The organism is Catellatospora sp. TT07R-123, assembly GCF_018327705.1.
In the GTDB taxonomy this organism is placed as follows: domain Bacteria; phylum Actinomycetota; class Actinomycetes; order Mycobacteriales; family Micromonosporaceae; genus Catellatospora.
Window position 1 is genome coordinate 4,164,292 of sequence record NZ_BNEM01000002.1, and the last position, 21,723, is coordinate 4,186,014.

Genomic DNA, 21,723 nt, shown 5'->3' on the forward strand with positions numbered 1-21,723 from the left:
GCCCGGTGTGGACGGCCCGCCGTTCGCGCAGCCGCCGGACCCGGCCCGACACCCCGAAAGGCTCGGGCGCAACGGTCTCTCTTAGCGGCCCCCGAAGCCCAAGTTACCCAAAGGTAACTATGAGATACGTCTCGGAGCGCCCTATGTACACGCCTGTTGACCTGCGGCAGAATCCTTCAACACAAGCGTGGGCGGCGGGTGCCGGGGAGGGCCCCGCCGTTCACTGCGTTCCGGGGCGACGAAGCCCAGACGGGAGTGACGGACGATGCAGTTCGGGCGCTACTACGAGGAATTCGAGGTCGGGGCCGTCTACAAGCACTGGCCCGGAAAGACCGTCACCGAGTACGACGACCATCTGTTCTGCCTGCTCACGATGAACCACCACCCGCTGCACCTCGACGCCCACTATGCGGCGACGCAGACGGACTTCAAGCGCAACGTGGTGGTCGGCAACTACATCTACTCGCTGCTGCTGGGCATGTCCGTGCCGGACGTCAGCGGCAAGGCCATCGCCAACCTTGAGGTCGAGTCGCTGCGCCACGTCGCGCCCACCTTCCACGGCGACACGATCTACGGCGAGACCACCGTCCTCGACAAACGTGAGTCTTCCTCCAAGCCGGACCGGGGCGTCGTCTCCGTCGAGACCCGCGGCTACAACCAGGACGGCACTCTCGTGTGCATCTTCAAACGCAAGGTGATGGTGCCGAAGCAGCCCTGATCGGGGCAACGCGGCGGCGACCGGCGCTCACGCCGGGCCGCCCGCACCCACATAGCATAGACGCTGGCCTATCCAGAGGACGAATCTTGGAAAAGAGTCCTCTTGATAGGCCAGCGTCTATGTAAAACGGGGGGTGCGACGGCGGGCGCGCAGGCCCTCAGGCCTCGCGGGGCGCGGCAGGCAGCGGCACCGCGCAGGCAGCCGTGCCGCCGGGCATGCGGTGGCGGTTGCGGGCGACCCAGCGGTAGAGCGGCCACAGCACCGCGGTGACCGCGCGCGGCTTCAGCACGTATCCGACCGGCTTCCAGAACGCGTTGCTGGAACGCAGCAGGGCACCGATCGCCTCGGGACCGGCGACGGCCGGGCTGCCGTCCGCGACCCACTGCACCGCCTGCATGCACTGTGCCCGGGTCAGCCCGAGCGAGGCGAGGTCGGCGCGCTGCCAGGCGGACACCTTCGCGCCGGTCGGGATCCACCTGATGACGAAGTTCGCGCACGTGGTGCAGAAGGCGCAGTCACCGTCGAAGATGAAGGTCGGGCTCACGTGCTCATCGTCCCTCGCCACGCCGCCGTGTGCGAGCCCGGATGGCCTGTGCGCCGTGTCACGCCGGATACGGTGGTGAGCGCGGGAATTACCTGTCGCCGGCGGCGGTTTACATGGACGCTGATCGCTTTAAGGATGGGAGCACGACCATGGGCACCGTGGAGTTCACGACCGACAACTTCGTGGAGCAGACCAGCGGGGAAGGCATCACCTTCATCGACTTCTGGGCGGAGTGGTGCGGGCCGTGCAAGCGCTTCGCGCCGGTGTACGAGCGTGCCGCGGAGTCACACCCCGACATCACCTTCGGCAAGGTCGACACGGAGGCGCAGCAGGAGCTGGCCGCGATGTTCAACATCCAGTCGATTCCGACGATCATGGCGATCCGGGACGACGTGGTGGTCTACTCCGAGCCCGGCGCGATGCCCGACGCGGCGTTCACCGACCTGATCAAGAAGGTGCGCGAGATCGACCCGGAGCGCCTCAAGGCCGCCAAGACCGAGCACGAGGACCACGCGCACTAGGCTTCCCAATCTTCGAACATATGTTTGAATAGCGGGGTGCGCTGGAGCAACCTGACCGCGAGCACCCCGACCGACGACGACGCGCCGGCGCAGCTTGAGCTGCCCGGTGCCGTCGTCCGCACCTTCGACACCCCGGGCTTCGCCGGCACCACGTTCTATGAGGTCAAGGCGAAGTCCCTGATCAACCGGGTGACGGGCGACCGGCGCGGGGTGCCGTTCGAATACACGATCAACCCCTACCGGGGCTGCACCCACGCGTGCACCTACTGCCTGGCCGCCGAGACGCCCGTGCTGCTGGCCGACGGGCGCACCCGGCCCATCGCGCAGCTGCGCGCAGGAGACGCGATCGTCGGCACGGTCCGCGACGGGGCCTACCGGCGCTACACCGTCACCCAGGTGCGTGACGTGTGGTCGACGGTCAAGCCCGCCTACCGGGTGACCCTGGCCGACGGCACCGAGCTGGTGGCCAGCGGCGACCACAGGTTCCTCACCGACCGGGGCTGGAAGCACGTGACCGGCGCCCGCACCGGCCCGGGGCAGCGGCCGCACCTGACCACCGGCAACAAGCTGATGGGCACCGGCGCCTTCGCCGAGCCGCCCAAGGAGTCGACGGACTACCGGCGCGGCTACCTGGCGGGCATGCTGCGCCCCGAACCCGACACCGGCGCCTACCGCGATCCATACGGCGAGCAGCCCCGGTTCCGCCTCGGCGGGGAGGAGCCGCAGGCGCTCAGCCGCACCATCGGCTACCTGCGCGAGCTGGGCACGCACACGGCGGAGTTCCGCCGCAGCGGCACGCGCACCGGCCTGAGCACGTACGCCCGGCGCGACCTGGAGCTGGTCACCTCGCTGACCCAGCTGCCCGAGGACCTGGGCGACGGCGACGGGGCGGCAGCCGACTGGGCCAAGGGCTTCCTCGCCGGGGTGTTCGACGCCGAGGGCAGCCACACCCAGGGACTGTTCCGCATCGTGCACAGCAGCCCCGAGCTGGTCGAGCCGACCCGGGCGGCGCTGCGCCGGTTCGGGTTCGCGTTCGCCGTCGAGGACCGGCGCGATCCGATCGGCCTGCTCAGCCTGCGCCTGCTGGGCGGCCTGACCGAGAAGCTGCGCTTCTTCCACCTGGTCGACCCGGCGGTGACCCGCAAGCGCACCGTCGACGGCATCGCGATCAAGGGCAGCGCGCCGCTGCACGTCACCTCGGTCGAGCCGCTCGGCCTGGAGCTGCCCCTGTGGGACATCAGCACCGGCACCGGCGACTTCATCGCCAACGGCGTGGTCAGCCACAACTGCTTCGCCCGCAACACCCACAGCTACCTCGACCTCGACACCGGGCACGACTTCGACTCCAAGATCGTGGTCAAGGTGAACGCGCCGGAGGTGCTGCGCCGCGAGCTGCGCTCCCGCAGCTGGCACGGCCAGCCGATCGCCATGGGCACCAACGTGGACTGCTACCAGCGGGCCGAGGGGCGATACGAGCTGATGCCGGGCATCCTCGCCGCGCTGCGCGACGCGGCCAACCCGTTCTCGATCCTGACCAAGGGCACGCTGATCCTGCGCGACCTGCCGCTGCTGGAGCAGGCCGCCGAGCGGACCCGGGTGTCGGTGGCGATGTCGATCGGCTTCCTCGACGAGCGGCTGTGGCGCGGCGTCGAGTCGGGCACGCCCAGTCCAGCGCGGCGGCTGGACGCGGTGCGGCGGATGACCGAGGCGGGCCTGCGCGTCGGAGTGCTGATGGCACCGATCCTGCCCGGCCTGACCGACTCCGACGAGCAGCTCGACGCCTGCGTCGCGGCGCTGGTCGAGGCCGGGGCCGCCAGCATCACGCCGCTGGTGCTGCACCTGCGGCCGGGCGCCCGGGAGTGGTATCTGGCCTGGCTGGCCGAGCACCACCCGGAACTGGTGCCGCTGTACGAGCGGCTCTACCCCGGGCAGCGGGCATACACGGGGGCGGACTACCAGCGGCTGGTGGCGGCGCGGGTGCGCCGGGCGACCCGGCGGCACGGGATGCCCGCGCGCGAGGAGCTCGCCCGGGAGCTGTCGATCAACGGGTCATCGCCGGTCGAGCCGGAGCGGGCCGAGCCCGCCCCGGACACCCAGCTCACGCTTTGTTGAGCTCCGGGCTCGCGTCGGTGCCCTTGATCCAGCCGACGACCATGCGCTCGGCCACGAACGAGAAGAACGGGATGGTGCCGGCCAGTGCGACGACCAGCATCTTCTTGACGCCCCACTGGGCGCGGCGGGCCAGGTCGGCGGCGAGCACCAGGTAGACCACGTACAGCCAGCCGTGGATCGGGGCGATGACGGTGACGCCGGTGCCGTTGTCGCCGAAATACTTCATGGGCATCGCCACCAGCGTGAGCAGGAGCAGCATCACGCCCACGATCCAGGCGATCACGCGGTAGCGGGTCAGCGCGCCGTTCATCGGAGCTCCTTAGCGGGATAGTCGCCGGGTCGTGCGTCGGGGTGCTCGTTCAGCCACGCCAGGTACTCGTTGTACGCGGCCAGCTGCGGATCATCCGCATCGTCGGCCGCCGCTGTGGCCGGGTTCACCCGCCGGGTGATCACCGGCCGTTCCCGGGGCTCAACGGCCGGGGCAGGCTCGTCGGCACGGTCGCCGCGCAGCGTCTGCCGCATCTCCCGTACCCACATCACGATCACGAAGACCGCGAACAGCGGCCACTCGAAGGTGTAGGCCCAGCTCAGAGTGTTGCCCTCGGCCGCGCGGCCCGCCTGCCACCAGCCGAGAGCCAGAAAGGCGACGACGGCTGCCAGCACCAGGGCGTGCCCGGCCAGCCAGCCGGGGGTGAGCAGTCGTCGCACGGCAGCCAGAGTATCCGACAGCAGCGGCGTGACCGGCCGCACCATAGGCGCGCGTGAGCGGATCTCGTACCCTATCCGCCGTGGTGGGGATGTGGGACGACGAGCGGCGGCGCCGGCTGGCGCTGGCTCTGGGTGGGCTGTGCCTGGTCGCGGCGGCATGGTGGGTGGGTCAGGTGCGCCCGATCGCCCCGTTCTCTCCGGAGGAGCCGTGGACGGTGTGGCCGCTGGTGCTGCTGGCGGTCGCGGCGGTCGGGCGGACGACGTACCTGCGGCGGCGGCGTGCCGCCACCTGGCGGCAGGGCGCGGGCGACGGCGAGCCGGGGCTGACCGTGTCACTGGCGACCGACCTGTGGGTGGTGCTGGCCGTGTTCGTCATGCAGTTGCCGATCATCGCCCGCTACGCCAAGACCGAGAGCGCGGTCGAGTGGGTCGTCGCGGTGGCGGACTCGCTGCTGGCGCTCGGCATCGTGGCCGCGCTGGTGCTACCCGTACGGCAGCGGCGCAACCAGATCGTGCTCAACGCCGACGGCGTACGCGTGCACCGGCACCATTTCCCCTGGTCGGATGTGATCGGGGTGACCCAGGACCCGCGCAGCGGCTGGCGTCTGGCCACCGTGCGCCAGGTGCTGTTCCTGCGCGGCAGCGACTATGGCATGTGGGACCGCGACATGGTGAACGTGATCCGCTTCTACCTGGAGCATCCGCAGCGGCGCGGCGAGCTGGCGCACCTGCCCACCGCACCGCCGGAGCTGGTCAGCGGGCCCGGTACTCCTTGAGCAGGCCGCGCGAGATGATCGTCTTCTGGATCTCGCTGGTGCCCTCGCCGATGAGCAGGAACGGCGCCTCGCGCATCAGCCGCTCGATCTCGTACTCCTTGGAGTAGCCGTAGCCGCCGTGGATGCGGAACGACTCGGTGACGATCTCGTGGCAGTATTCGCTGGCCAGCAGCTTGGCCATGCCCGCCTCGACGTCGTTGCGCTGGCCGGAGTCCTTCAGCCGCGCGGCGTTGACCATGAGCGCGTGCGCCGCCTCGATCTTGGTGCCCATCTCGGCGAGCTTGAACGCGATCGCCTGGTGCTCGGCGATGGCCTTGCCGAAGGTGCGGCGCTGCTGGGCGTACGCCATGGCCAGCTCGAACGCGCGGATGGAGATGCCGCAGGCACGGGCGGCGACGTTGACCCGGCCGACCTCGATGCCGTCCATCATCTGGTAGAAGCCGCGACCGGCCAGGTCGGCGCCGCCGAGCACCGCCGACTCGGGCACCCGATGGCCGTCGAGGACCATCTCGGTGGTCTCGACGCCCTTGTAGCCCATCTTGTCGATCTTGCCGGGGATGGTGAGGCCGGGCGCCGTCTGCCCGAACCCGGGCTCCTTCTCCAGCAGGAACGTCGTCATGTTGCCGTAGACCGTGTCGGCGCCCTGGTCGGTCTTGACCAGCGTCGCCACCACCGAGGAGTACGCCCCGTTGGTCAGCCACATCTTCTGGCCGTTGAGGACGTAGGTGTCGCCGTCGCGCACCGCCTTCGAGGTGATCGCCGAGACGTCGGAGCCGCAGCCCGGCTCGGACATGCTGAAGGCGCCGCGCACCTCGCCGGTGGCCATCCGGGGCAGCAGCCGCCGCTTCTGCTCCGCCGAGCCGTGCTGGCCGATCAGGTACGCCACGATGAAGTGCGTGTTGACGATGCCGGACACCGACATCCAGCCGCGGGAGAGCTCCTCGACCACGAGCGCGTAGGTCAGCAGCGACTCGCCGAGGCCGCCGTACTCCTCCGAGATCGTCAGCCCGAACAGGCCCATGTCGCGCATCCCGGCGAGGATCTCGTCCGGGTATCGGTCATCGTGTTCGAGCTGCTGCGCCCTGGGGATGATCTCCTTGTCGGCGAACTCGCGTACCGTCTCGAGGATCGCGGTCTGCACGTCGGTCAATCCGGGAGTACGGGCGAGACGGGCCATAGTCAGCCTCCAGGGCAGGAACTGAACGAACCTTCAGGTGAGGCGATTATGGGCCGCGCCCAGTGCCCATCCAAGCTGCTTGACAAGGACGTCACTGTGAAAAGGTTCACCGGCCGGTAACGTGCGCCTGCCGGATGTCCGCTCGCCCGAACGAGGAGCCACATGACCTACCCGCCGCCCCCCGGCCAGGACCCCTACGGCAACCCGCCCGCCGGGAACCCCTACGCCCCCCAGCCGCCGGCCACGCCCGACCCGTACGCCGTCCCGGCCACGCCGGACCCGTACTCGGTGCCGCCGGCCTCGGGCAGCCCGTACCAGCAGCCGCCGGTGTCCGCCCAGCCCTACGGCCAGTACGCGTACGGCCAGCAGCCGTACCCGCAGCCGGCCTCGGGCGGCACCAACGGCATGGCCATCGCCTCCCTGGTGCTCGGCATCGCCGGCGTGCTGACCTGCTGCTGCTACGGCTTCGGCGCGCTGCCCGGCCTGATCGGCGCGATCCTCGGCCACCTGAGCATGAAGCAGATCCGGGAGCGCAACCAGGACGGCCGCGGCCTGGCCATCGCCGGTATCGCCACCGGCTGGGCCGGCGTGGCGCTCTCGGTGGGCATGCTGGCGCTGATCGTCATCGGCGTGGTCAGCGACCCGAACCTGCTGAACGACATCCAGAACGGCAGCAGGTAGCAGTCGTCCTGAGACGCCGGTGAGGCGCCGCCCCGTGCCAGGCGGGCACGGGGCGGCGCCTCATCCGCTTCGCGGTTCAGAGACCGACGGCCTTGGCGCTGGCCTCCCATACCCGTGCGGCCAGCTGCGGGTCGCGGATGGCCGGGTTGGGCGGGGTCAGCTTGCGCGAGACGTAGTAGCCGCCGTTGACCAGCTGGGCCGGATCCGCCGTGGACAGCCACACGAGCTGGTCGGCACCCTGCTCCGGAGTGGCCAGACCGGGTGCGATCTTGTAGAACAGCTTCGCCAGCGGGGTGCCGAACCGGGTGCGCACCACGCCGGGGTGGAACGAGTAGCTGAGCAGGTCCGGCCAGCGCCGGGCCGCCTCTGCGGCGAACAGGATGTTCGCCCGCTTCGAACCGCCGTACGCCAGCCAGGCGCTGTACACCCCGCCGGTCCGGTCCAGGTTGTCCGGGTCGAGGCTGCCCGTGTTGTGCGCCACCGATGCCGTGTTCACGATCCGGGCGCCGGGGGCCAGCCGTTCCCGCAGCAGGCTGGTCAGCAGGAACGGCGCCAGGTGGTTGGTCTGGATCGTCAGTTCGTGACCGTCCACGGTGGTGACCCGGGAGCGCGCCACCACGCCCGCGTTGTTGGCCAGCACGTCGATCCGCTCGCCGGACAGCCGCTCGGCCAGTGCCCGCACGTCGTCGAGCCGGGCGAAGTCGGCCAGCGCACCGGCCGGAGCCGGACCGGTCGCCGCCGCCCCGACCAGCGCCAGCGTCGCTTCAACGCGGGCGGCGTCGCGACCGACGACGGTCACCCGCCAGCCCGCTCGGGCCAGGGCGATCGCGCCCGCCTGGCCGATGCCCGAGGTGGCGCCCGTGATCACCACATGACCGGGGTCGTTCACCTTCTGGGACGCCGTGAGATCTTCCACAGTCCCGTTCTCCTCTCGCCGGGGGGAAGGTTACCGTGGCGTCAACTTACTGAACGGTCCTTAAGGAGACTCGATGGCCGCGTTGGGGCGTTCCCGCAGGTCTTGCCTTGCCGTGCCGGGGTCCAGCGTCAAGATGCTCGGAAAAGCCCAGGGCCTGCCCGCCGACCAGGTCTTCCTGGACCTGGAGGACGCGGTCGCCCCGCTGGCCAAGCCCGAGGCGCGCAAGAACATCGTGGCCGCGCTCAACGAGGGCGACTGGGCGGGCAAGACCCGCGTGGTCCGGGTCAACGACCTCACCACGCCGTGGACCTACCGCGACGTCATCGAGATCGTCGAGGGTGCCGGGGCCAACCTGGACTGCATCATGCTGCCCAAGGTGCAGAGCGCCGCGCACGTCGAGTGGCTCGACCTCACGCTGACCCAGCTGGAGAAGACGCTCGGCCTGCCCGTCGGCGGCATCGGCATCGAGGCCCAGATCGAGAACGCCGCCGGGCTGGTCAACGTGGACGCCATCGCCGCGGCCTCGCCCCGGGTGGAGACCATCATCTTCGGCCCCGCCGACTTCATGGCCTCGATCAACATGAAGTCCCTGGTCGTGGGCGCGCTCATCCCGAGCTACCCGGGCGACCCGTACCACTACATCCTGATGCGCATCCTCATGGCCGCGCGCATGCACGGCAAGCAGGCCATCGACGGCCCGTACCTGCAGATCAAGGATGTGGACGGGTTCACCGAGGTGGCCCGGCGCTCGGCCGCGCTGGGCTTCGACGGCAAGTGGGTGCTGCACCCCGGCCAGCTCGACGCGGCCAACGAGGTCTACTCGCCGGCGCAGGCCGACTACGACCACGCCGAGCTGATCCTCGACGCGTACGACTACTACACCTCCGAGCAGGGCGGCAGGCTCGGCGCGGTGATGCTCGGCGACGAGATGATCGACGAGGCGTCCCGCAAGATGGCGCTGGTCATCTCCGCCAAGGGCCGCGCCGCGGGCATGACCCGCACGACCGCCTTCACCCCGCCCGCCTGACCCGCCCGCGGACCCGCCCCGCGCCGCCCCCAGATCACGCAAGTTGCCTGGCAATCGGGCATTCGGGAGTCCCGAATACGCCCGATTGCCAGGCAACTTCGCTAACGATCTTGGGGGTACGGGCTCAGTCGCGCAGCTCGGCGATGCAGCACTTGATGCTGCCGCCGCCCTTCTTCAGCTCGCTCAGCTCGACCGCCACCGGGTGGTAGCCCGCCGCGGCGACCTTCTCGGCGAACGCGGCCGACTCGGTGTTGATCACGACGTTGCGGCCGTCGCTGACCAGGTTGAGCGCGAACGCGAGCGCGTCGGCCTCGTCGGCGATGACGGCGTTCGGGAACAGCTGGGCCAGCACCCGCTGCGACGCCTCGGAGAAGGCGCCCGGGAAGTACGTGACGTTCTCGTCGTCCAGCGCGGCCAGGGCCACGTCCAGGTGGTAGAAGCGCGGGTCGACCAGCTTCAGCGAGATCACCGGGCGGCCCAGGGCCTCGGCGGCCTCGGCGTGCGCGGCGGGCTCGGTGCGGAAGCCGTACCCGGCCAGCGCGATGCCGCCGTGCGCGTTCGGCAGGTACGCGAAGTCGCCCTCGCCCTCGTTGATCTGGGTCGGGGCCACGAAGCGGTAGTCGTCGCCGGCCTCGTAGAAGGCGCGGTGGCCGGCGGCCTCGTCGGCACGCTGCGGGTAGCGGAACTTCGCCCCGTACGCCACGCCGTCGACCACGAACGCGCCGTTGGCCGCGAAGACCATGTCGGGCAGGCCCGGGGTCGGCTTCAGCACGTGCACGGTGTGGCCGAGGTCGACCATGGTCTGGCGGAGGCCGTCCCACTGCTTCACGGCGAGCGCGGTGTCGACCGGGGTGGTGGTGTCCATCCACGGATTGATCGCGTACTCGACGACGTAGTGCTCCGGCGGGCACATCAGGTACGTGCGAGGCCGGGGCTGACGGGTGGGGAGGAGGTCACGCTCTGTCACGATCAGCCAATTTACCCAGCTCCAAGCCCATTTCGTAGCGCGATGGCTTGCGTATCGCGGCGGTCTGTTGCAAACCGGGGGCGTCACACCGACGGTTTGTTAACCGCGAGCGCGGGCAACCGCTCTCACTTGAAGCGGAACAGCCGTAGCGAATTGGTCACGACGAAGATGCTGCTCAGCGCCATCGCGGCGGCCGCGAGCACCGGCGTGACCAGCCCGGCGGCGGCCAGCGGCAGCGCGGCGACGTTGTAGGCGAACGCCCAGAACAGGTTGCCCCTGATCGTGGCCAGCGTGGCCCGGGACAGCCGGATCGCGTCGGCGGCCGCGTGCAGGTCGCCGCGGACCAGGGTCAGGTCGGCGGCCTCGATCGCGGCGTCGGTGCCGGTGCCCATGGCCAGCCCGAGGTCGGCCGCGGCCAGGGCGGCCGCGTCGTTGACCCCGTCGCCGACCATCGCCACCCGGTGCGCGCCGCCGTCCTGGGCCCGGCGCACCGCGTCGACCTTGCCGGCCGGGAGCACCCCCGCGATGACCTCGTCGATGCCCACCTCGGCGGCGACGGCGCGGGCCGGCCCCTCGGCGTCGCCGGTGAGCAGGACCGGCCGCAGGCCGAGGGCCTTGAAGCGGGCGACCGCGTCGGCCGAACCGGGCTTGACCGTGTCCGCCACCAGCAGCCACCCGGCGAACACCCCGTCGAGGGCTACCGCCACGGCGGTGCGGCCGCCGTCAAGAAGCGGCCCCGCCATCCCGGAGAGCGAGCTGAGCTGCTGCTCGTCTCGCTGACGCGAGCCGGCGAAGGTGCCCTTCCGGTCCCCCTGAGCGGGGATGGCGGCCACGCCGTGGCCGGCGAGGAGGCTGGCGCGGCCGACGAGGACCGTGCGGCCTGCGACGGTGCCCTGGGCGCCCAGGCCCGGTAGGGAGCGGAAGTCGCGCACCGGGGCGGGCGCGATGCCGCGGGCGGCGGCGCCCGCCACGACGGCGCGGGCGATCGGGTGCTCGGAGGCGTGCTCGACGGCGGCCGCGGCACGCAGCAGCTGCGCCTCGGTGATCCCGGCGGCGGGCAGGACCTCGACCAGGCTCATCACGCCGGTGGTGACGGTGCCGGTCTTGTCCAGCAGCACGGTGTCGACCCTGCGGGTGGACTCCAGCACCTCGGGGCCGCGGATCAGGATGCCGAGCTGGGCGCCCCGGCCGGTGCCGACCAGCAGCGCGGTCGGGGTGGCCAGTCCCAGCGCGCACGGGCACGCCACGATCAGCACGGCGACCGCGGCGGTCACGGCCGCACTGGTCACGCCCCCGTCGTACGCGGTCCAGAAGCCGAACGTCGCCACCGACAGCGCGACGACCACCGGCACGAACACCGCCGACACCCGGTCGGCCAGCCGCTGCACCGGCGCCTTGCCCGACTGCGCCTCGGTGACCAGCTTCGACATCTGGGCGAGCTGCGTGTCCGCGCCGACCCGGGTGGCCCGCACGACCAGGCGCCCGCCCGCGTTGACGGTCGCGCCGACGACCCGGTCACCCGGCCCGACCTCGACCGGGACGCTCTCGCCGGTGAGCATGCTCGCGTCGACCGCGCTCGCCCCCTCGGCGACCTCGCCGTCCGTGGCGATCTTCTCGCCGGGGCGCACCACGAACAGGTCGCCCACGGCCAGGCTCGCGACGGGCACCCGCACCTCGGCACCGTCGCGCAGCACCACCGCGTCCTTGGCGCCCAGGTCGAGCAGCGCGCGCAGCGCGGACCCGGCCCGCCGCTTGGCCCGGTGCTCGAACCATCGCCCGGCCAGCAGGAACGTGGTCAGCGTGGTGGTCACCTCCAGGTAGAGGTGCATGCCGGGGTCGTCGGTGCGCGAGGCGAGCCAGCTCAGCGACATGGTCATGCCGGTCGTCCCGGCGCCGCCGAAGAACAGCGCCCACCCGCTCCAGCCGTACGACACCAGCACGCCGAGGCTGATCAGCGTGTCCATGGTGGCGGTGCCGTGGCGGGCGTTGAGCAGGGCGGCGCGGTGGAACGGCCACGCCCCCCACACCGCGACCGGCGAGGCCAGTGTGAACGCCAGCCACTGCCAGTTCGGGAACTGGAGCGCCGGCACCATGCTGAGCAGCACCACCGGCACGGTCAGCGCCGCGGTGACCAGCAGCCGCTGCCGCAGCGGGTCCGGCTCGGCCCCCGCGTCCGGCGCGGCCTGCCCGGAGTGCTCGGGCTGCTCCGGCTCCGGCACGCTGGCGGTGTAGCCCGTCGCCTCGACGACCTTGACCAGGTCGTCGAGCGACACGTTCGGCGGGTAGGTCACGTGGGCGGTCTCGGTGGCGAAGTTGACCGTCGCGCTGACCCCGTCGACCCGGTTGAGCTTGCGCTCGACCCGGCCCGCACAGGTGGCGCAGGTCATGCCGCCGATACCCAGCTCGATGACCTGCGCCTGCCCCGTCGCCATGACGTCCTCCCCGCGCGGACTACTGGCCGGGTGCCGGGACGACCAGGGTGAACTCGGCGGTGTGGACCTTGCCGTCGGCCTGGAAGTCGAAGTACATCCGGTAGGTGCCGGCGCTGGGCGCCGACAGCCAGAACTTGACCCCGCCGTTGACCAGGGCGGGTTCGGGGTGCACGTGCACGTACCCGAGGTCGAGGTCGCGCAGGACCACGAGGTGGCCGAACGACCCGAGGTAGGGCTGCATGGTGACCGGCTTGCCGTCGCGGGTGACCGTGAACAGCATCGGCTGGCTCGCACCGATCATGGTGGCGCCCTGGTAGGCGACGGTGTAGCCGCCCGTCTCGGTCTGCTGGGCCGCCGCCGGCAGCGCCTTGGGCGCGTAGTCGCCGGCCACGGTCAGGTCGGTGCCCAGTGCCACGGCGGTCTGGATGCCGGCCTTGTCGACGGCGGTGAAGTCGGCGTACGCCCGCCACAGGCCGGGCTTGTCCAGGTCGGCGGTGACCGACCAGGTGCCGTCGGCGGCCATCACCGGGTGCAGGTGCTGGTAGCCGGTGAGGTCGCGGCGCACCACGACCAGGTGCAGCGGCTTGTCGTGCACGACGGCGAAGTTCGTGGCGGCGCTGCCGTCGCCGGCGCGGATCACGAACGACAGCTGCCGGGTGCCCGGCTTGTCGAAGGTGGTGGTCGCGGGCACCAGCGTGTAGCCGCCGGAGCTGATCGACAGGCCGCCGACCTCGGATCCCGCGCTGGCCAGCGGGCTGTGCACGTGCGCGCCCGGCGCGGCGGAGCCGGTGGGTGCGGGGGCCCCGGTGGTCGCCCCCTCAGTGGGGCTGCTCGGCGGCCCGAGCAGCTTGCCGAGGGTGAAACCGACCACGAGCGCGACGATCAGACCGGCCACGATGAGCCCGATCCGCGACCCGGCCGGGTCGAGCACCGGCTTGGCCGACTGTGCCCGGACCACCGGCTCGGCGGCCTGCTCGGTGGTCGACGGCGACTCAGGCATCGATGCCCGCCAGCTGGTAGCCGGCCTCGTCGACGGCGTTGCGCACCTCGTCGATGGGCAGCACCGAGTCGCTGGTGATCTCGGCGGTGCCCGCGGCGAGGTCCACCTGGACGTCGCGCACGCCGGGCAGCGCGGTCAGCTCGGCGGTCACCGCGGTGACGCAGTGCCCGCAGGTCATCCCCGAGATCTGGTATGTCGTCCGAACCGACATCGTTGGCTCCCTATGACCGCACCAGGCGAGCGATCGCCTCGGTGGCTTCCTTGACCTTCGCAGTGGGGTCGCCCGCCCGGGCGGCGTCCACCACGCAGTGGTTGAGATGTCCTTCGAGCAGGCCGACCGCGACCGCCTGCAGGGCGCGGGTGGCGGCCGAGATCTGCGTCAGGACGTCGATACAGTACGTGTCCTGCTCGACCATCCGCTGGAGGCCGCGGACCTGTCCCTCCACCCGCTTCAGCCGCGAGAGCAGGGCCTGCTTGTCGTCGGGGTGGCTGTAGCCGACCGGGGCGCTGTCTTCCACGATCACCACGGTACCCCCAGGGGGTACGGGATGGGCAAGCCTGCGCCGCTGGTAGATGCCCACTTGCACCGATCATGCAGTTTTGTCGTTGTTCACCACGTGTCGAACTCCGCCAGGCGGCGCAGGATGCTATGGATGGGCGCGACCGCGCTCGCGTCCGCGCTGCTCTTGTCCGGCGTGGCGCACGCCGAGCCCTCCCGCGCCGACCTCGACCGCGAGATCCGCAAGAAGTCGGACCAGCTCGAGGTGATCGTCGAGAAGTACCACGCCCTGCACGAAGACCTGTTGACCACGCAGACCCAGACCGACGTGCTCCAGCGGCAGATCGACCCGCTCCAGCGGGAGATCACGGCGCGGCGCGGCGCGATCGGCCGCCTCGCCGACGCGGGCTACCGGGCGACCCGGTCCATGTCGCTCACGCTGCTGCTCGACGCGGGCAGCACCCGGCAGATCCTCGACCGGTTGCTGCTGATGAACGAGTACACGCTGCACCAGCAGCGCGAGATCGAGTCCCTGGCGCAGACCTCCCAGCGCTGGGACACGGCCAAGCGCACCCTGGACGCCCTGCTGACCCAGCAGCGCGAGCAGCGCCGCCAGCTCGCCACCCAGCGCACCGCCATCGAGAGCTCCATCACCGAGCTGCGTACGCTGCGCGACCGGTTCTCCCTCCACGGCGGCGCCCGCGCCGATCTGCGCCCGGACCGGCCGATGCGGCTGCCCCGGGTCGCCCGGGGCGCGGACGAGAAGGTGGTCCGGTTCGCGCTCGACCAGGTCGGCAAGGGCTACCGGTGGGCCGGGGAAGGACCGGACGGCTACGACTGCTCGGGGCTGGTCGCCGCGGCGTTCCACCGGATCGGGATCGACCTGCCGCACAGTTCCGGCCGCCAGGAGCAGCGCAGCCAGGCGATCAGCCGGAGCCAGCTGCGCGCCGGCGACCTCGTCTTCTTCTACGGCGACCTGCACCACGTCGGCCTCTACCTGGGCGGCGGCGAGATGGTGCACGCGCCCCAGTTCGGCGAGCGGGTGCGCGTCGACCCGATCGACTCGCTGCCGATCCACAGCTTCGGCCGCGTCGTCACCCCGTCCGGCTGACCGCGGCCGGGCTGACCGCAGACACGCCGCGGCCCGCGGAGGGTGTCCCCCGCGGGCCGCGCGCGTCGAGCTCTTCTAGTACACCGAGACGTGTACGTGGTTCGTATGGTCGCCGGCTGGTGAGTCGCCGCAGTTGGACCCGGTCGCCGAATATCGGTGCCAACCTGCGCCGACGGTCCACACCTGGCAGTAGAAGATCACATACATCAGGCCCAGGCGGCTGGCGTTCTTGACGTAGAACGCGGCCAGTTTCGAGCCGTAGAGCTTGCTGTCGCCGGTGGCCGACGAGTCGTGGAACCCGTCCGTCTCCGTGGAGAAGTCGCAGGCCCGGCCCTTGGGGTGCTCGTACATGTCACCGGGGCGGTAGCAGGAGACGTACCGCTTGAAGCCGGCCTTCTGCGCCTCCTCCATCGCGTGGAGGGTGCGCGGGGTGATGCAGCCGTTGGTGGTCGGGTCGTTGATGCTGCACGTCTCCTTGGGCCAGGTGCCGTCGGAGTTGCGCTTGGCCGGGACCGCCAGCGGCGAGGTCGGGTCGACCCAGCCGTTCGTGGCGTACCCGCCCAGCGCCGACAGCTCCCGCTCGGCGGCCTTGCGCAGCCGGGCCAGGTCGTTGAACAGCTTGGCCTGCTCCTTGACCTCGGCGTCGATCTGCGCCTTGGCCGCGTCGGCCTCCTTGCGGGTGGCGACCAGCTCGCCCAGGGTGGCCTCGTCGCGGGCGGTCATCCGCTCCAGGGCGGCCATCCGCTTGAGGAAGTCGTCCGACCCGGTGGCGTTGAGCATCGTCTCGAAGACCCCCAGCCGGCCGGTCTTGTACGCCTCGGCGGCGTACTTGACCACCGAGATGCGGGCCCGCGCGTACTTGTTCTCCGCGACGACCAGTTTGAGGTTGGTCGCCTGCTGGTCCTTCTTCGACTTCTCCAGCGCCGCTTCGGCCTCGATGTACTGCCCGGCGACGGCCTCCAGGTTCTTGCGGACCTGGGCGACCTTGGCGTTCGGGATCTCGTTGGGTTCCGCCGCGGCCACAGCCGGGAATCCGCCCACCAGCACGGCGAACGCCGTGAGCGCGGTGAGGGCGGACGCGAGCCGTCGGCGGCGGGGGCGCACCGTGAGGAGCACGGACGTGAATCCTTCCGTCGGGCGCCGCGCAGTGGTGCGGAAGGAGCACGCGGCGGCGACCGCAGCAGGGTTCGGGGGACGCCTGCAGACGCGCGGCCGCGCGACAGATTAACCCGGCGCGGCGCCGTCGGAAAAGTTGTTCACGCCAGCAATACGCTGCGTACCAGCTCAAACACCGCACTGTCACGGCAGATGAGCAATCCGAGCTTCGGCCGGGCCGGGTCGTAGTCGGTGCCGTCGAAGTGGCGCACCACGCCCCCGGCCTCGCGGATCAGCAGCGCACCGGCGGTGTGGTCCCAGGGCAGGCTGCGCCAGAACATGGCGAAGTGGCGGCCGGACCGGATCAGGTTCGGGTACTCGTGCGCCGCGCAGCGGAAGCCGGGGACGGTCTCGGTCAGCAGCGGCAGCCGCGCGGTCACCTGCTCGCGCAGCTCCTGCGGCAGGTACCTGGTCATCACCGCGCCCCGCAGCTGCTCGGCCGCGACCGGTGTGTGGTCGAACGCGACCCGCTCCCCGTCGATGTACGCCCCGGCGCCCGCCTCGGCGACCGACAGCGTCCCGGCCACCGGCTCGTAGATGGCCCCGAGCACCGGCACCCCGCCGCGCAGCAGCGCGACCATCAGCCCGAACGGCTCGCGTCCGGCGGCGTAGTTGGCGGTGCCGTCGATGGGGTCGATGACCCAGACCGGCCCCGGGTCGTCCAGCCGCGCCAGCACGCTCGGGTCGGCGGCGACGGCCTCCTCGCCCACCACCAGCGAGCCCGGCAGCAGGTCGGTCAGGCGCCGGGTGAGCGCGGCCTCAGCCTCGCGGTCGGCGACGGTGACCAGGTCACCGGGGCCCTTCTCGATGACCTCCCCGGCGGCGAGGTTGCGGAAGCGCGGCAGCACGATCTCCTCGGCGACGTCCCGCAACACGCCCACCACCTGGTCGATCATCGGTGTCACCCTCCGTTGCCGGTCTATGATCACGTACATGGTCGCACGGAGAACCGGCCGTCAACTCGCCGCCGTAGCGCTGGCGGCGGTGCTCGCGGGGGGCGCGCTGGCCGGATGCAGCGGCGAGGGCGCGACAGCCACCTGCAGCACGAGCACCTGCACGATCACCTTCGACCGCACCGTCAACAACGCCAAGATCTCGATTCTGGGCGTCGAGGTGCAGCTGGTCAGCGCCAACGCGGACACGGTGACGCTGAAGGTGGCGGGCAACCAGGTGACCGTCAACCGCGGTGACGGGGTGAAGGTCGGCGATCTGAGCGTGAAGGTAACGTCGGTCACCGACTCCCAGATCGTGGTCGAGGCCAGCCGCAACGCCGGCAACTGATGGAGCCGGACTACTTCGCCCACCCCAGCGCCGACGTCGAGCCCGGGGCGCGGATCGGCGCGGGCACGAAGATCTGGCATCTGGCGCACGTACGGGCCGGAGCCGTCGTCGGCGCGGGCTGCGTGCTGGGGCGCAACGTGTACGTAGACACCGGCGCGGTCGTCGGCGATCTCGTGAAGATCCAGAACAACGTCTCGGTCTACCACGGGGTGACCCTGGAGGACGAGGTCTTCGTCGGCCCGTGCGCGGTCTTCACCAACGACCTGCGGCCGCGGGCGCAGAACCCGGACTGGCAGATCACCCCGACCGTGGTGCGGCGCGGGGCGTCGATCGGCGCCAACGCGACGGTGGTGTGCGGGACGGAGATCGGCCCGTACGCGATGGTGGCCGCCGGCGCCGTGGTGACCCGCAGCGTCGCCGCCTACCAGCTGGTGGCGGGCAATCCGGCCCGGCACCTGGGCTGGGTCGACGAGCGGGGCGAGGTCGTGTCGCGCGACGCCGCGCGCCCCGTCGGCCTCACCCTCTGAGCCCCGCCGCGATCGCCCTGGCCAGCCGCGCCACGTAGTCGCCGGGCAGCGGATGGCGCGCCACGGCCAGGTGCCAGTAGACCGGGCCGACGAGCAGATCCAGCGCGAGCACCGGGTCGGTGCCCTCGGGCAGCTCGCCCCGGGCCACCGCGCGCTGGATGACCAGCACCCCCATCTCGTGCTGGGTGTTGCGCAGGGCCTGCTGGAGGGTCTCGGCGATCTGCGGGTTGCGGGCGGCCTCGGCCAGCAGGTCCGGGATGATCTGCGAGGCCAGCGGGTGGCGCAGCGCCTTGGTCAGGATGGTGAGGAACAGCGTGAGGTCGCCGAGCAGGCTGCCGGTGTCGGGCAGGGAGAGCTTCTGGCTGGCGACGCCGGAGACGATCTCCAGCACGAGTTCGAGCTTGGAGCTCCAGCGGCGGTAGACGGCGGTCTTGGCGACGCCGGCCCGCCGGGCGACCGCCTCGATCGACAGACGGCCGTAGCCGACGGCGGCGAGCTCCTCCACCACCGCGTTCTGGATCGCCTCGGTGATGTCTCCGCGGAGCACGGCCGCCCCGGCTGGGGCTCGACGGGTCTGTGGCAGCACATCGATACAATAGCGCAGCGACGCAACGGTTGCGTTGCGACGTGAGCCCCACTAACATCATCTTCGAGTACGTCGCTACGGTGGCGTTCCATCCTCGACGTCGGCTACCGTGTGTCACCGTTGACGTCCCCCACCAGGAGATCGGAGCCCGTACCATGGCAGACGCTGTGGTGACTGAGCCTTATCCCGCCCTAGCGCCGGCTCAACTCGCCGCCCGGCACGGTCTCCGCGTCGCCGGTGCACGCCCGGGTCTCACGGAATACGTCCGCAGACTGTGGGCCTACCGCCACTTCATCGTCTCGTTCGCGAACGCCAAGAACATCGCCACGTTCAGCAGCGCGCAGCTCGGCCAGCTCTGGCACGTGCTCACCCCGCTGACCAACGCGGGCGTGTACTTCCTGATCTTCGGCGTCATCCTCAACACCCGCCACGGCATCGACAACTTCGTCGGCTTCCTGTGCGCGGGCATCTTCATCTTCGGCTACACGCAGCAGGTCGTGACCGCCGGCACCAAGGCGATCAGCGACAACATGAACCTGATCCGGGCGCTGCAGTTCCCCCGGGCCAGCCTGCCGATCGCGGCCACGATCACCCAGCTCCAGCAGATGGCGTTCGCCATGGCCGTGCTGCTGGGCATCGTCGTGGTCACCGGCGAGCCGATCACGTTCAAGTGGCTGCTGCTGATCCCGCTGCTGCTGCTGCAGAGCCTGTTCAACGCCGGTATGGCGATGCTGTTCGCCCGGCTCGGCTCGAAGATCCTGGACCTGAAGCAGGTGGTGCCGTTCCTGCTGCGCACCTGGCTCTACGCCTCGGGCGTCTTCTTCAGCCTCGGCACCGCCATCAAGAACGCGCCGCACTTCGTGAAGGTGCTGCTCCAGCTCAACCCGATGGTTCCGTTCATCGAGCTGACCCGGGAGATCCTCGGGGTCAGCAGCGGCATCAAGCCCGAGTCGGTGCCCGCGATGTGGGCGGTCGCCGCCGGTTGGGCGCTGCTGCTCAGCGTGGGCGGGTTCCTCTACTTCTGGCGCGGTGAGAAGGAGTACGGCCGTGGCTGACAAGCGCATCCCCACCGTCATCGCCGAGGACGTGCACATCACCTACCGGGTGCACGGTGCGAAGAACAAGGACACCTCCCCGCTCGGCTCGCTCAAGCGGATCGTCAAGCGCGAGCCGTCCGGCGTGGTCCGCGAGGTGCACGCGGTCAGGGGCGTCAGCTTCGTGGCGTACGAGGGCGAGGCCATCGGCCTGATCGGCTCCAACGGCTCGGGCAAGTCCACGCTGCTGCGCGCGGTCGCTGGCGTGCTCCCGTCGAACAAGGGCGCGATCTACACCAAGGGCCAGCCGTCGCTGCTGGGCGTCAACGCCGCCATGATGAACGAGCTGACCGGCGAGCGCAACGCGCAGCTGGGCTGCCTGGCCATGGGCATGACCAAGGCGGAGGTCCGCGAGGCCACGCCGCAGATCCTCGAGTTCTCGGGCATCAACGAGCGCGGCGACTTCGGCTCGCTGCCGATGCGGACGTACTCGTCGGGCATGGCGGCGCGGCTGAAGTTCTCGATCGCCGTGGCCAAGCGGCACGAGGTGCTGCTGATCGACGAGGCGCTGGCCACCGGTGACGCGCTGTTCCGGCGCAAGAGCGAGGAGCGGGTGCGCGAGCTGCGCGCCGAGGCGGGCACCGTGTTCCTGGTCAGCCACTCGCTCAGCTCGATCCGCGACACCTGCGAGCGGGTCATCTGGCTGGAGTCCGGTGTGATCCGTGCCGACGGCCCGACCGAGGATGTCGTGCCCGAGTATGAGGCATTTGCCAATAAAAAGTGACCTCCTGCCGCGAGGATAGAGACTGACCTGGCCCGAAAGGCCGGTCAGTCTCTTGCGGTTTTGGAGGGCGTTGTGGATGGTGCGCTGATTCCGCCGGCCCGGCCCGTCATCGGCGAGGCCGAGATCGACGCGGCGGTCCGGGTCCTGCGCAGCGGCCTGGTCGTGCAGGGCCCCGAGGTCGCCGCGTTCGAGGACGAGTTCTCCGCTCTGGTCGACGGCCGGCACTGCGTCGCCGTCAACTCGGGCACCTCCGCGCTGCACCTGGCCGTGCTGGCCCTGGGCATCGGACCCGGCGACGAGGTGATCGTCCCGTCGTTCTCCTTCGCCGCCACCGCCAACGTGGTGCGCCTGGCCGGGGCCGAGCCGGTCTTCGCCGACATCGAGCCGGGCAGCTTCTGCCTCGACCCGGCCGCCGTCGCCGCCGCGATCTCGCCGCGCACCGCCGCGATCATGCCGGTCCACCTGTACGGCCACCCGGCGCCCATGGACGACCTGATGCCGCTGGCGCAGCGCCACGGCCTGGCCGTGATCGAGGACGCCGCGCAGGCCCACGGCGCCGCGCTGCGCGACCGTCCGGTCGGCACGTTCGGGGCGGCGGCCTGCTTCAGCTTCTACCCCACCAAGAACATGCACACGCTCGAAGGCGGCATGATCGCCACCGACGACGCCGGGCTGGCCCGCGTCATGCGCCTGCTGCGTAACCAGGGCATGGAGCAGCGGTACGCCAACGAGCTGGTCGGCTTCAACCTGCGGCTGACCGACGTGGCCGCCGCGATCGGCCGGGTGCAGCTCCAGCAGCTGCCCGGCTGGAACTCGCAGCGCCGCAGCAACGCCAAGTATCTCGACGCGCGGATCACCGGGGCGGTGGTGCCGCCGGTCGCCGACGCGGCCCGGCACGTGTACCACCAGTACACGGTGCGGATCGCCGGGGACCGGGACGCGGCGCGGGCGGCCCTGGCCGAGCGCGGCGTCGGCACGACGGTCTACTACCCCACCCCGATCCACCGGCTCTGGCCGTACCTGGTGGACGGGCGGCCGCAGTGCCACCTGCCGGAGACGGACCGGGCCGCGGCGCAGGTGCTGTCGCTGCCGGTGCATCCCAGCCTCACCGCCGACGAGCTGGAACGGGTCGCCGACGCGGTGAACACCCTGGCCGGTGTGCCGTGA

25 protein-coding genes are annotated in these 21,723 nt (G+C 71.0%); 12 read left to right on the top strand and 13 right to left on the bottom strand.

The window, feature by feature from the left end; translation table 11 throughout:
* Positions 1 to 265 precede the first annotated feature (265 nt).
* Positions 266 to 718 carry a MaoC family dehydratase gene (locus tag Cs7R123_RS38405; protein ID WP_212833988.1) on the top strand — a complete coding sequence of 151 codons (453 nt, stop codon included), beginning with the start codon at positions 266 to 268 and terminating at the stop codon, positions 716 to 718.
* Positions 719 to 875: 157 nt separating this feature from the next.
* Here the strand turns inward: Cs7R123_RS38405 and Cs7R123_RS38410 are convergent, their stop codons facing one another.
* The gene (locus Cs7R123_RS38410) at positions 876 to 1,262 is read right to left on the bottom strand and encodes a thiol-disulfide oxidoreductase DCC family protein (RefSeq protein ID WP_212833989.1); all 387 of its coding nucleotides are present in this window, start codon (positions 1,260 to 1,262) and stop codon (positions 876 to 878) included.
* Between the two features lie 149 nt (positions 1,263 to 1,411).
* Between Cs7R123_RS38410 and Cs7R123_RS38415 the strand changes: the two genes are divergently transcribed.
* Both Cs7R123_RS38415 and Cs7R123_RS38420 read left to right on the top strand, forming a co-directional pair.
* A complete protein-coding gene (locus Cs7R123_RS38415; protein ID WP_212833990.1) occupies positions 1,412 to 1,783 on the top strand; it encodes a co-chaperone YbbN in 372 nt (123 codons plus the stop codon).
* Between the two features lie 36 nt (positions 1,784 to 1,819).
* Positions 1,820 to 3,895 carry an intein-containing Rv2578c family radical SAM protein gene (locus tag Cs7R123_RS38420; RefSeq protein ID WP_212833992.1) on the top strand — a complete coding sequence of 692 codons (2,076 nt, stop codon included), beginning with the start codon at positions 1,820 to 1,822 and terminating at the stop codon, positions 3,893 to 3,895.
* Here Cs7R123_RS38420 and Cs7R123_RS38425 read toward each other — a convergent pair.
* Together Cs7R123_RS38425 and Cs7R123_RS38430 are read right to left on the bottom strand one after the other, a co-directional pair.
* The gene (locus Cs7R123_RS38425; protein ID WP_212833994.1) at positions 3,882 to 4,205 is read right to left on the bottom strand and encodes a DUF3817 domain-containing protein; all 324 of its coding nucleotides are present in this window, start codon (positions 4,203 to 4,205) and stop codon (positions 3,882 to 3,884) included. The genes Cs7R123_RS38420 and Cs7R123_RS38425 overlap by 14 nt on opposite strands.
* Positions 4,202 to 4,603 (bottom strand): hypothetical protein, encoded by a 402-nt coding sequence (locus Cs7R123_RS38430; RefSeq protein ID WP_212833996.1) that lies wholly within the window; start codon positions 4,601 to 4,603, stop codon positions 4,202 to 4,204. The genes Cs7R123_RS38425 and Cs7R123_RS38430 overlap by 4 nt, the downstream gene beginning before the upstream one ends.
* Positions 4,604 to 4,683: 80 nt before the next feature.
* On the opposite strand from Cs7R123_RS38430, the gene Cs7R123_RS38435 reads away from it, so the two are divergent.
* Positions 4,684 to 5,379, top strand: a complete 696-nt coding sequence (locus tag Cs7R123_RS38435; protein ID WP_212833998.1) for a hypothetical protein — start codon at positions 4,684 to 4,686, stop codon at positions 5,377 to 5,379.
* Here the strand turns inward: Cs7R123_RS38435 and Cs7R123_RS38440 are convergent.
* Positions 5,357 to 6,556, bottom strand: a complete 1,200-nt coding sequence (locus tag Cs7R123_RS38440) for an acyl-CoA dehydrogenase family protein (RefSeq protein ID WP_212833999.1) — start codon at positions 6,554 to 6,556, stop codon at positions 5,357 to 5,359. The two genes, Cs7R123_RS38435 and Cs7R123_RS38440, sit on opposite strands and share 23 nt — an antisense overlap.
* Positions 6,557 to 6,718: 162 nt before the next feature.
* On the opposite strand from Cs7R123_RS38440, the gene Cs7R123_RS38445 reads away from it, so the two are divergent.
* On the top strand, positions 6,719 to 7,237 hold the full coding sequence (locus tag Cs7R123_RS38445; protein WP_212834001.1) for a DUF4190 domain-containing protein: 519 nt from the start codon (positions 6,719 to 6,721) through the stop codon (positions 7,235 to 7,237).
* A 76-nt stretch (positions 7,238 to 7,313) separates the two neighbouring features.
* Here Cs7R123_RS38445 and Cs7R123_RS38450 read toward each other — a convergent pair whose 3' ends face one another.
* Positions 7,314 to 8,153, bottom strand: coding sequence for an SDR family NAD(P)-dependent oxidoreductase (locus Cs7R123_RS38450; protein WP_212834002.1), 840 nt, complete (start codon positions 8,151 to 8,153; stop codon positions 7,314 to 7,316).
* Positions 8,154 to 8,226: 73 nt separating this feature from the next.
* Between Cs7R123_RS38450 and Cs7R123_RS38455 the strand changes: the two genes are divergently transcribed.
* A complete protein-coding gene (locus Cs7R123_RS38455; protein ID WP_212834004.1) occupies positions 8,227 to 9,180 on the top strand; it encodes a CoA ester lyase in 954 nt (317 codons plus the stop codon).
* A gap of 124 nt (positions 9,181 to 9,304) precedes the next feature.
* On the opposite strand, the gene ddaH is transcribed toward Cs7R123_RS38455, so the two are convergent.
* The 5 genes from ddaH to Cs7R123_RS38480 all read right to left on the bottom strand — a co-directional run bounded on the left by ddaH (position 9,305) and on the right by Cs7R123_RS38480 (position 14,097).
* Positions 9,305 to 10,147, bottom strand: coding sequence for a dimethylargininase (gene ddaH, locus Cs7R123_RS38460; protein ID WP_374707082.1), 843 nt, complete (start codon positions 10,145 to 10,147; stop codon positions 9,305 to 9,307).
* 125 nt (positions 10,148 to 10,272) lie between these two features.
* Positions 10,273 to 12,579, bottom strand: a complete 2,307-nt coding sequence (locus tag Cs7R123_RS38465) for a cation-translocating P-type ATPase (RefSeq protein WP_212834006.1) — start codon at positions 12,577 to 12,579, stop codon at positions 10,273 to 10,275.
* A gap of 19 nt (positions 12,580 to 12,598) precedes the next feature.
* Positions 12,599 to 13,579, bottom strand: coding sequence for a hypothetical protein (locus tag Cs7R123_RS38470; protein ID WP_244872410.1), 981 nt, complete (start codon positions 13,577 to 13,579; stop codon positions 12,599 to 12,601).
* Positions 13,572 to 13,790, bottom strand: a complete 219-nt coding sequence (locus Cs7R123_RS38475; RefSeq protein ID WP_212834008.1) for a heavy-metal-associated domain-containing protein — start codon at positions 13,788 to 13,790, stop codon at positions 13,572 to 13,574. Before Cs7R123_RS38475 ends, Cs7R123_RS38470 begins: the two co-directional genes overlap by 8 nt.
* A 10-nt stretch (positions 13,791 to 13,800) precedes the next feature.
* Positions 13,801 to 14,097, bottom strand: a complete 297-nt coding sequence (locus Cs7R123_RS38480) for a metal-sensitive transcriptional regulator (RefSeq protein WP_374707083.1) — start codon at positions 14,095 to 14,097, stop codon at positions 13,801 to 13,803.
* Positions 14,098 to 14,232: 135 nt separating this feature from the next.
* On the opposite strand from Cs7R123_RS38480, the gene Cs7R123_RS38485 reads away from it, so the two are divergent.
* Positions 14,233 to 15,189 carry an NlpC/P60 family protein gene (locus Cs7R123_RS38485; protein ID WP_212834012.1) on the top strand — a complete coding sequence of 319 codons (957 nt, stop codon included), beginning with the start codon at positions 14,233 to 14,235 and terminating at the stop codon, positions 15,187 to 15,189.
* Between the two features lie 75 nt (positions 15,190 to 15,264).
* On the opposite strand, the gene Cs7R123_RS38490 is transcribed toward Cs7R123_RS38485, so the two are convergent.
* Entirely contained in the window at positions 15,265 to 16,305 is a 1,041-nt protein-coding gene (locus Cs7R123_RS38490) for a hypothetical protein (RefSeq protein ID WP_244872411.1), read from the bottom strand.
* A 140-nt stretch (positions 16,306 to 16,445) separates the two neighbouring features.
* Positions 16,446 to 17,240 carry an inositol monophosphatase family protein gene (locus Cs7R123_RS38495; protein ID WP_212834014.1) on the bottom strand — a complete coding sequence of 265 codons (795 nt, stop codon included), beginning with the start codon at positions 17,238 to 17,240 and terminating at the stop codon, positions 16,446 to 16,448.
* 37 nt (positions 17,241 to 17,277) lie between these two features.
* Between Cs7R123_RS38495 and Cs7R123_RS38500 the strand changes: the two genes are divergently transcribed.
* Positions 17,278 to 17,625: a hypothetical protein gene (locus Cs7R123_RS38500; protein ID WP_212834015.1), complete on the top strand. Its 348-nt coding sequence runs from the start codon at positions 17,278 to 17,280 to the stop codon at positions 17,623 to 17,625.
* The gene (locus Cs7R123_RS38505; RefSeq protein ID WP_212834016.1) at positions 17,625 to 18,152 is read left to right on the top strand and encodes an acyltransferase; all 528 of its coding nucleotides are present in this window, start codon (positions 17,625 to 17,627) and stop codon (positions 18,150 to 18,152) included. Before Cs7R123_RS38500 ends, Cs7R123_RS38505 begins: the two co-directional genes overlap by 1 nt.
* Here Cs7R123_RS38505 and Cs7R123_RS38510 read toward each other — a convergent pair.
* Positions 18,142 to 18,738: a TetR/AcrR family transcriptional regulator gene (locus Cs7R123_RS38510; protein ID WP_212834017.1), complete on the bottom strand. Its 597-nt coding sequence runs from the start codon at positions 18,736 to 18,738 to the stop codon at positions 18,142 to 18,144. The two genes, Cs7R123_RS38505 and Cs7R123_RS38510, sit on opposite strands and share 11 nt — an antisense overlap.
* Positions 18,739 to 18,893: 155 nt before the next feature.
* Between Cs7R123_RS38510 and Cs7R123_RS38515 the strand changes: the two genes are divergently transcribed.
* From Cs7R123_RS38515 to Cs7R123_RS38525, 3 genes are all read left to right on the top strand, one after another.
* Positions 18,894 to 19,793 carry an ABC transporter permease gene (locus Cs7R123_RS38515; RefSeq protein WP_212834018.1) on the top strand — a complete coding sequence of 300 codons (900 nt, stop codon included), beginning with the start codon at positions 18,894 to 18,896 and terminating at the stop codon, positions 19,791 to 19,793.
* Positions 19,786 to 20,556, top strand: coding sequence for an ABC transporter ATP-binding protein (locus Cs7R123_RS38520; RefSeq protein WP_212834019.1), 771 nt, complete (start codon positions 19,786 to 19,788; stop codon positions 20,554 to 20,556). The genes Cs7R123_RS38515 and Cs7R123_RS38520 overlap by 8 nt, the downstream gene beginning before the upstream one ends.
* A gap of 72 nt (positions 20,557 to 20,628) precedes the next feature.
* Positions 20,629 to 21,723 (top strand): DegT/DnrJ/EryC1/StrS family aminotransferase, encoded by a 1,095-nt coding sequence (locus tag Cs7R123_RS38525; RefSeq protein ID WP_374707084.1) that lies wholly within the window; start codon positions 20,629 to 20,631, stop codon positions 21,721 to 21,723.

Coding starts and splice junctions, on each gene's coding strand:
- Cs7R123_RS38405 (WP_212833988.1), top strand. CDS start 266: ATGCAGTTCGGGCGCTACTACGAGGAATTCGAGGTCGGGGCCGTCTAC.
- Cs7R123_RS38415 (WP_212833990.1), top strand. CDS start 1,412: ATGGGCACCGTGGAGTTCACGACCGACAACTTCGTGGAGCAGACCAGC.
- Cs7R123_RS38425 (WP_212833994.1), bottom strand. CDS start 4,205: ATGAACGGCGCGCTGACCCGCTACCGCGTGATCGCCTGGATCGTGGGC.
- Cs7R123_RS38440 (WP_212833999.1), bottom strand. CDS start 6,556: ATGGCCCGTCTCGCCCGTACTCCCGGATTGACCGACGTGCAGACCGCG.
- Cs7R123_RS38445 (WP_212834001.1), top strand. CDS start 6,719: ATGACCTACCCGCCGCCCCCCGGCCAGGACCCCTACGGCAACCCGCCC.
- Cs7R123_RS38455 (WP_212834004.1), top strand. CDS start 8,227: ATGGCCGCGTTGGGGCGTTCCCGCAGGTCTTGCCTTGCCGTGCCGGGG.
- Cs7R123_RS38465 (WP_212834006.1), bottom strand. CDS start 12,579: ATGGCGACGGGGCAGGCGCAGGTCATCGAGCTGGGTATCGGCGGCATG.
- Cs7R123_RS38470 (WP_244872410.1), bottom strand. CDS start 13,579: ATGCCTGAGTCGCCGTCGACCACCGAGCAGGCCGCCGAGCCGGTGGTC.
- Cs7R123_RS38475 (WP_212834008.1), bottom strand. CDS start 13,790: ATGTCGGTTCGGACGACATACCAGATCTCGGGGATGACCTGCGGGCAC.
- Cs7R123_RS38485 (WP_212834012.1), top strand. CDS start 14,233: ATGGGCGCGACCGCGCTCGCGTCCGCGCTGCTCTTGTCCGGCGTGGCG.
- Cs7R123_RS38495 (WP_212834014.1), bottom strand. CDS start 17,240: ATGATCGACCAGGTGGTGGGCGTGTTGCGGGACGTCGCCGAGGAGATC.
- Cs7R123_RS38500 (WP_212834015.1), top strand. CDS start 17,278: ATGGTCGCACGGAGAACCGGCCGTCAACTCGCCGCCGTAGCGCTGGCG.
- Cs7R123_RS38505 (WP_212834016.1), top strand. CDS start 17,625: ATGGAGCCGGACTACTTCGCCCACCCCAGCGCCGACGTCGAGCCCGGG.
- Cs7R123_RS38515 (WP_212834018.1), top strand. CDS start 18,894: ATGGCAGACGCTGTGGTGACTGAGCCTTATCCCGCCCTAGCGCCGGCT.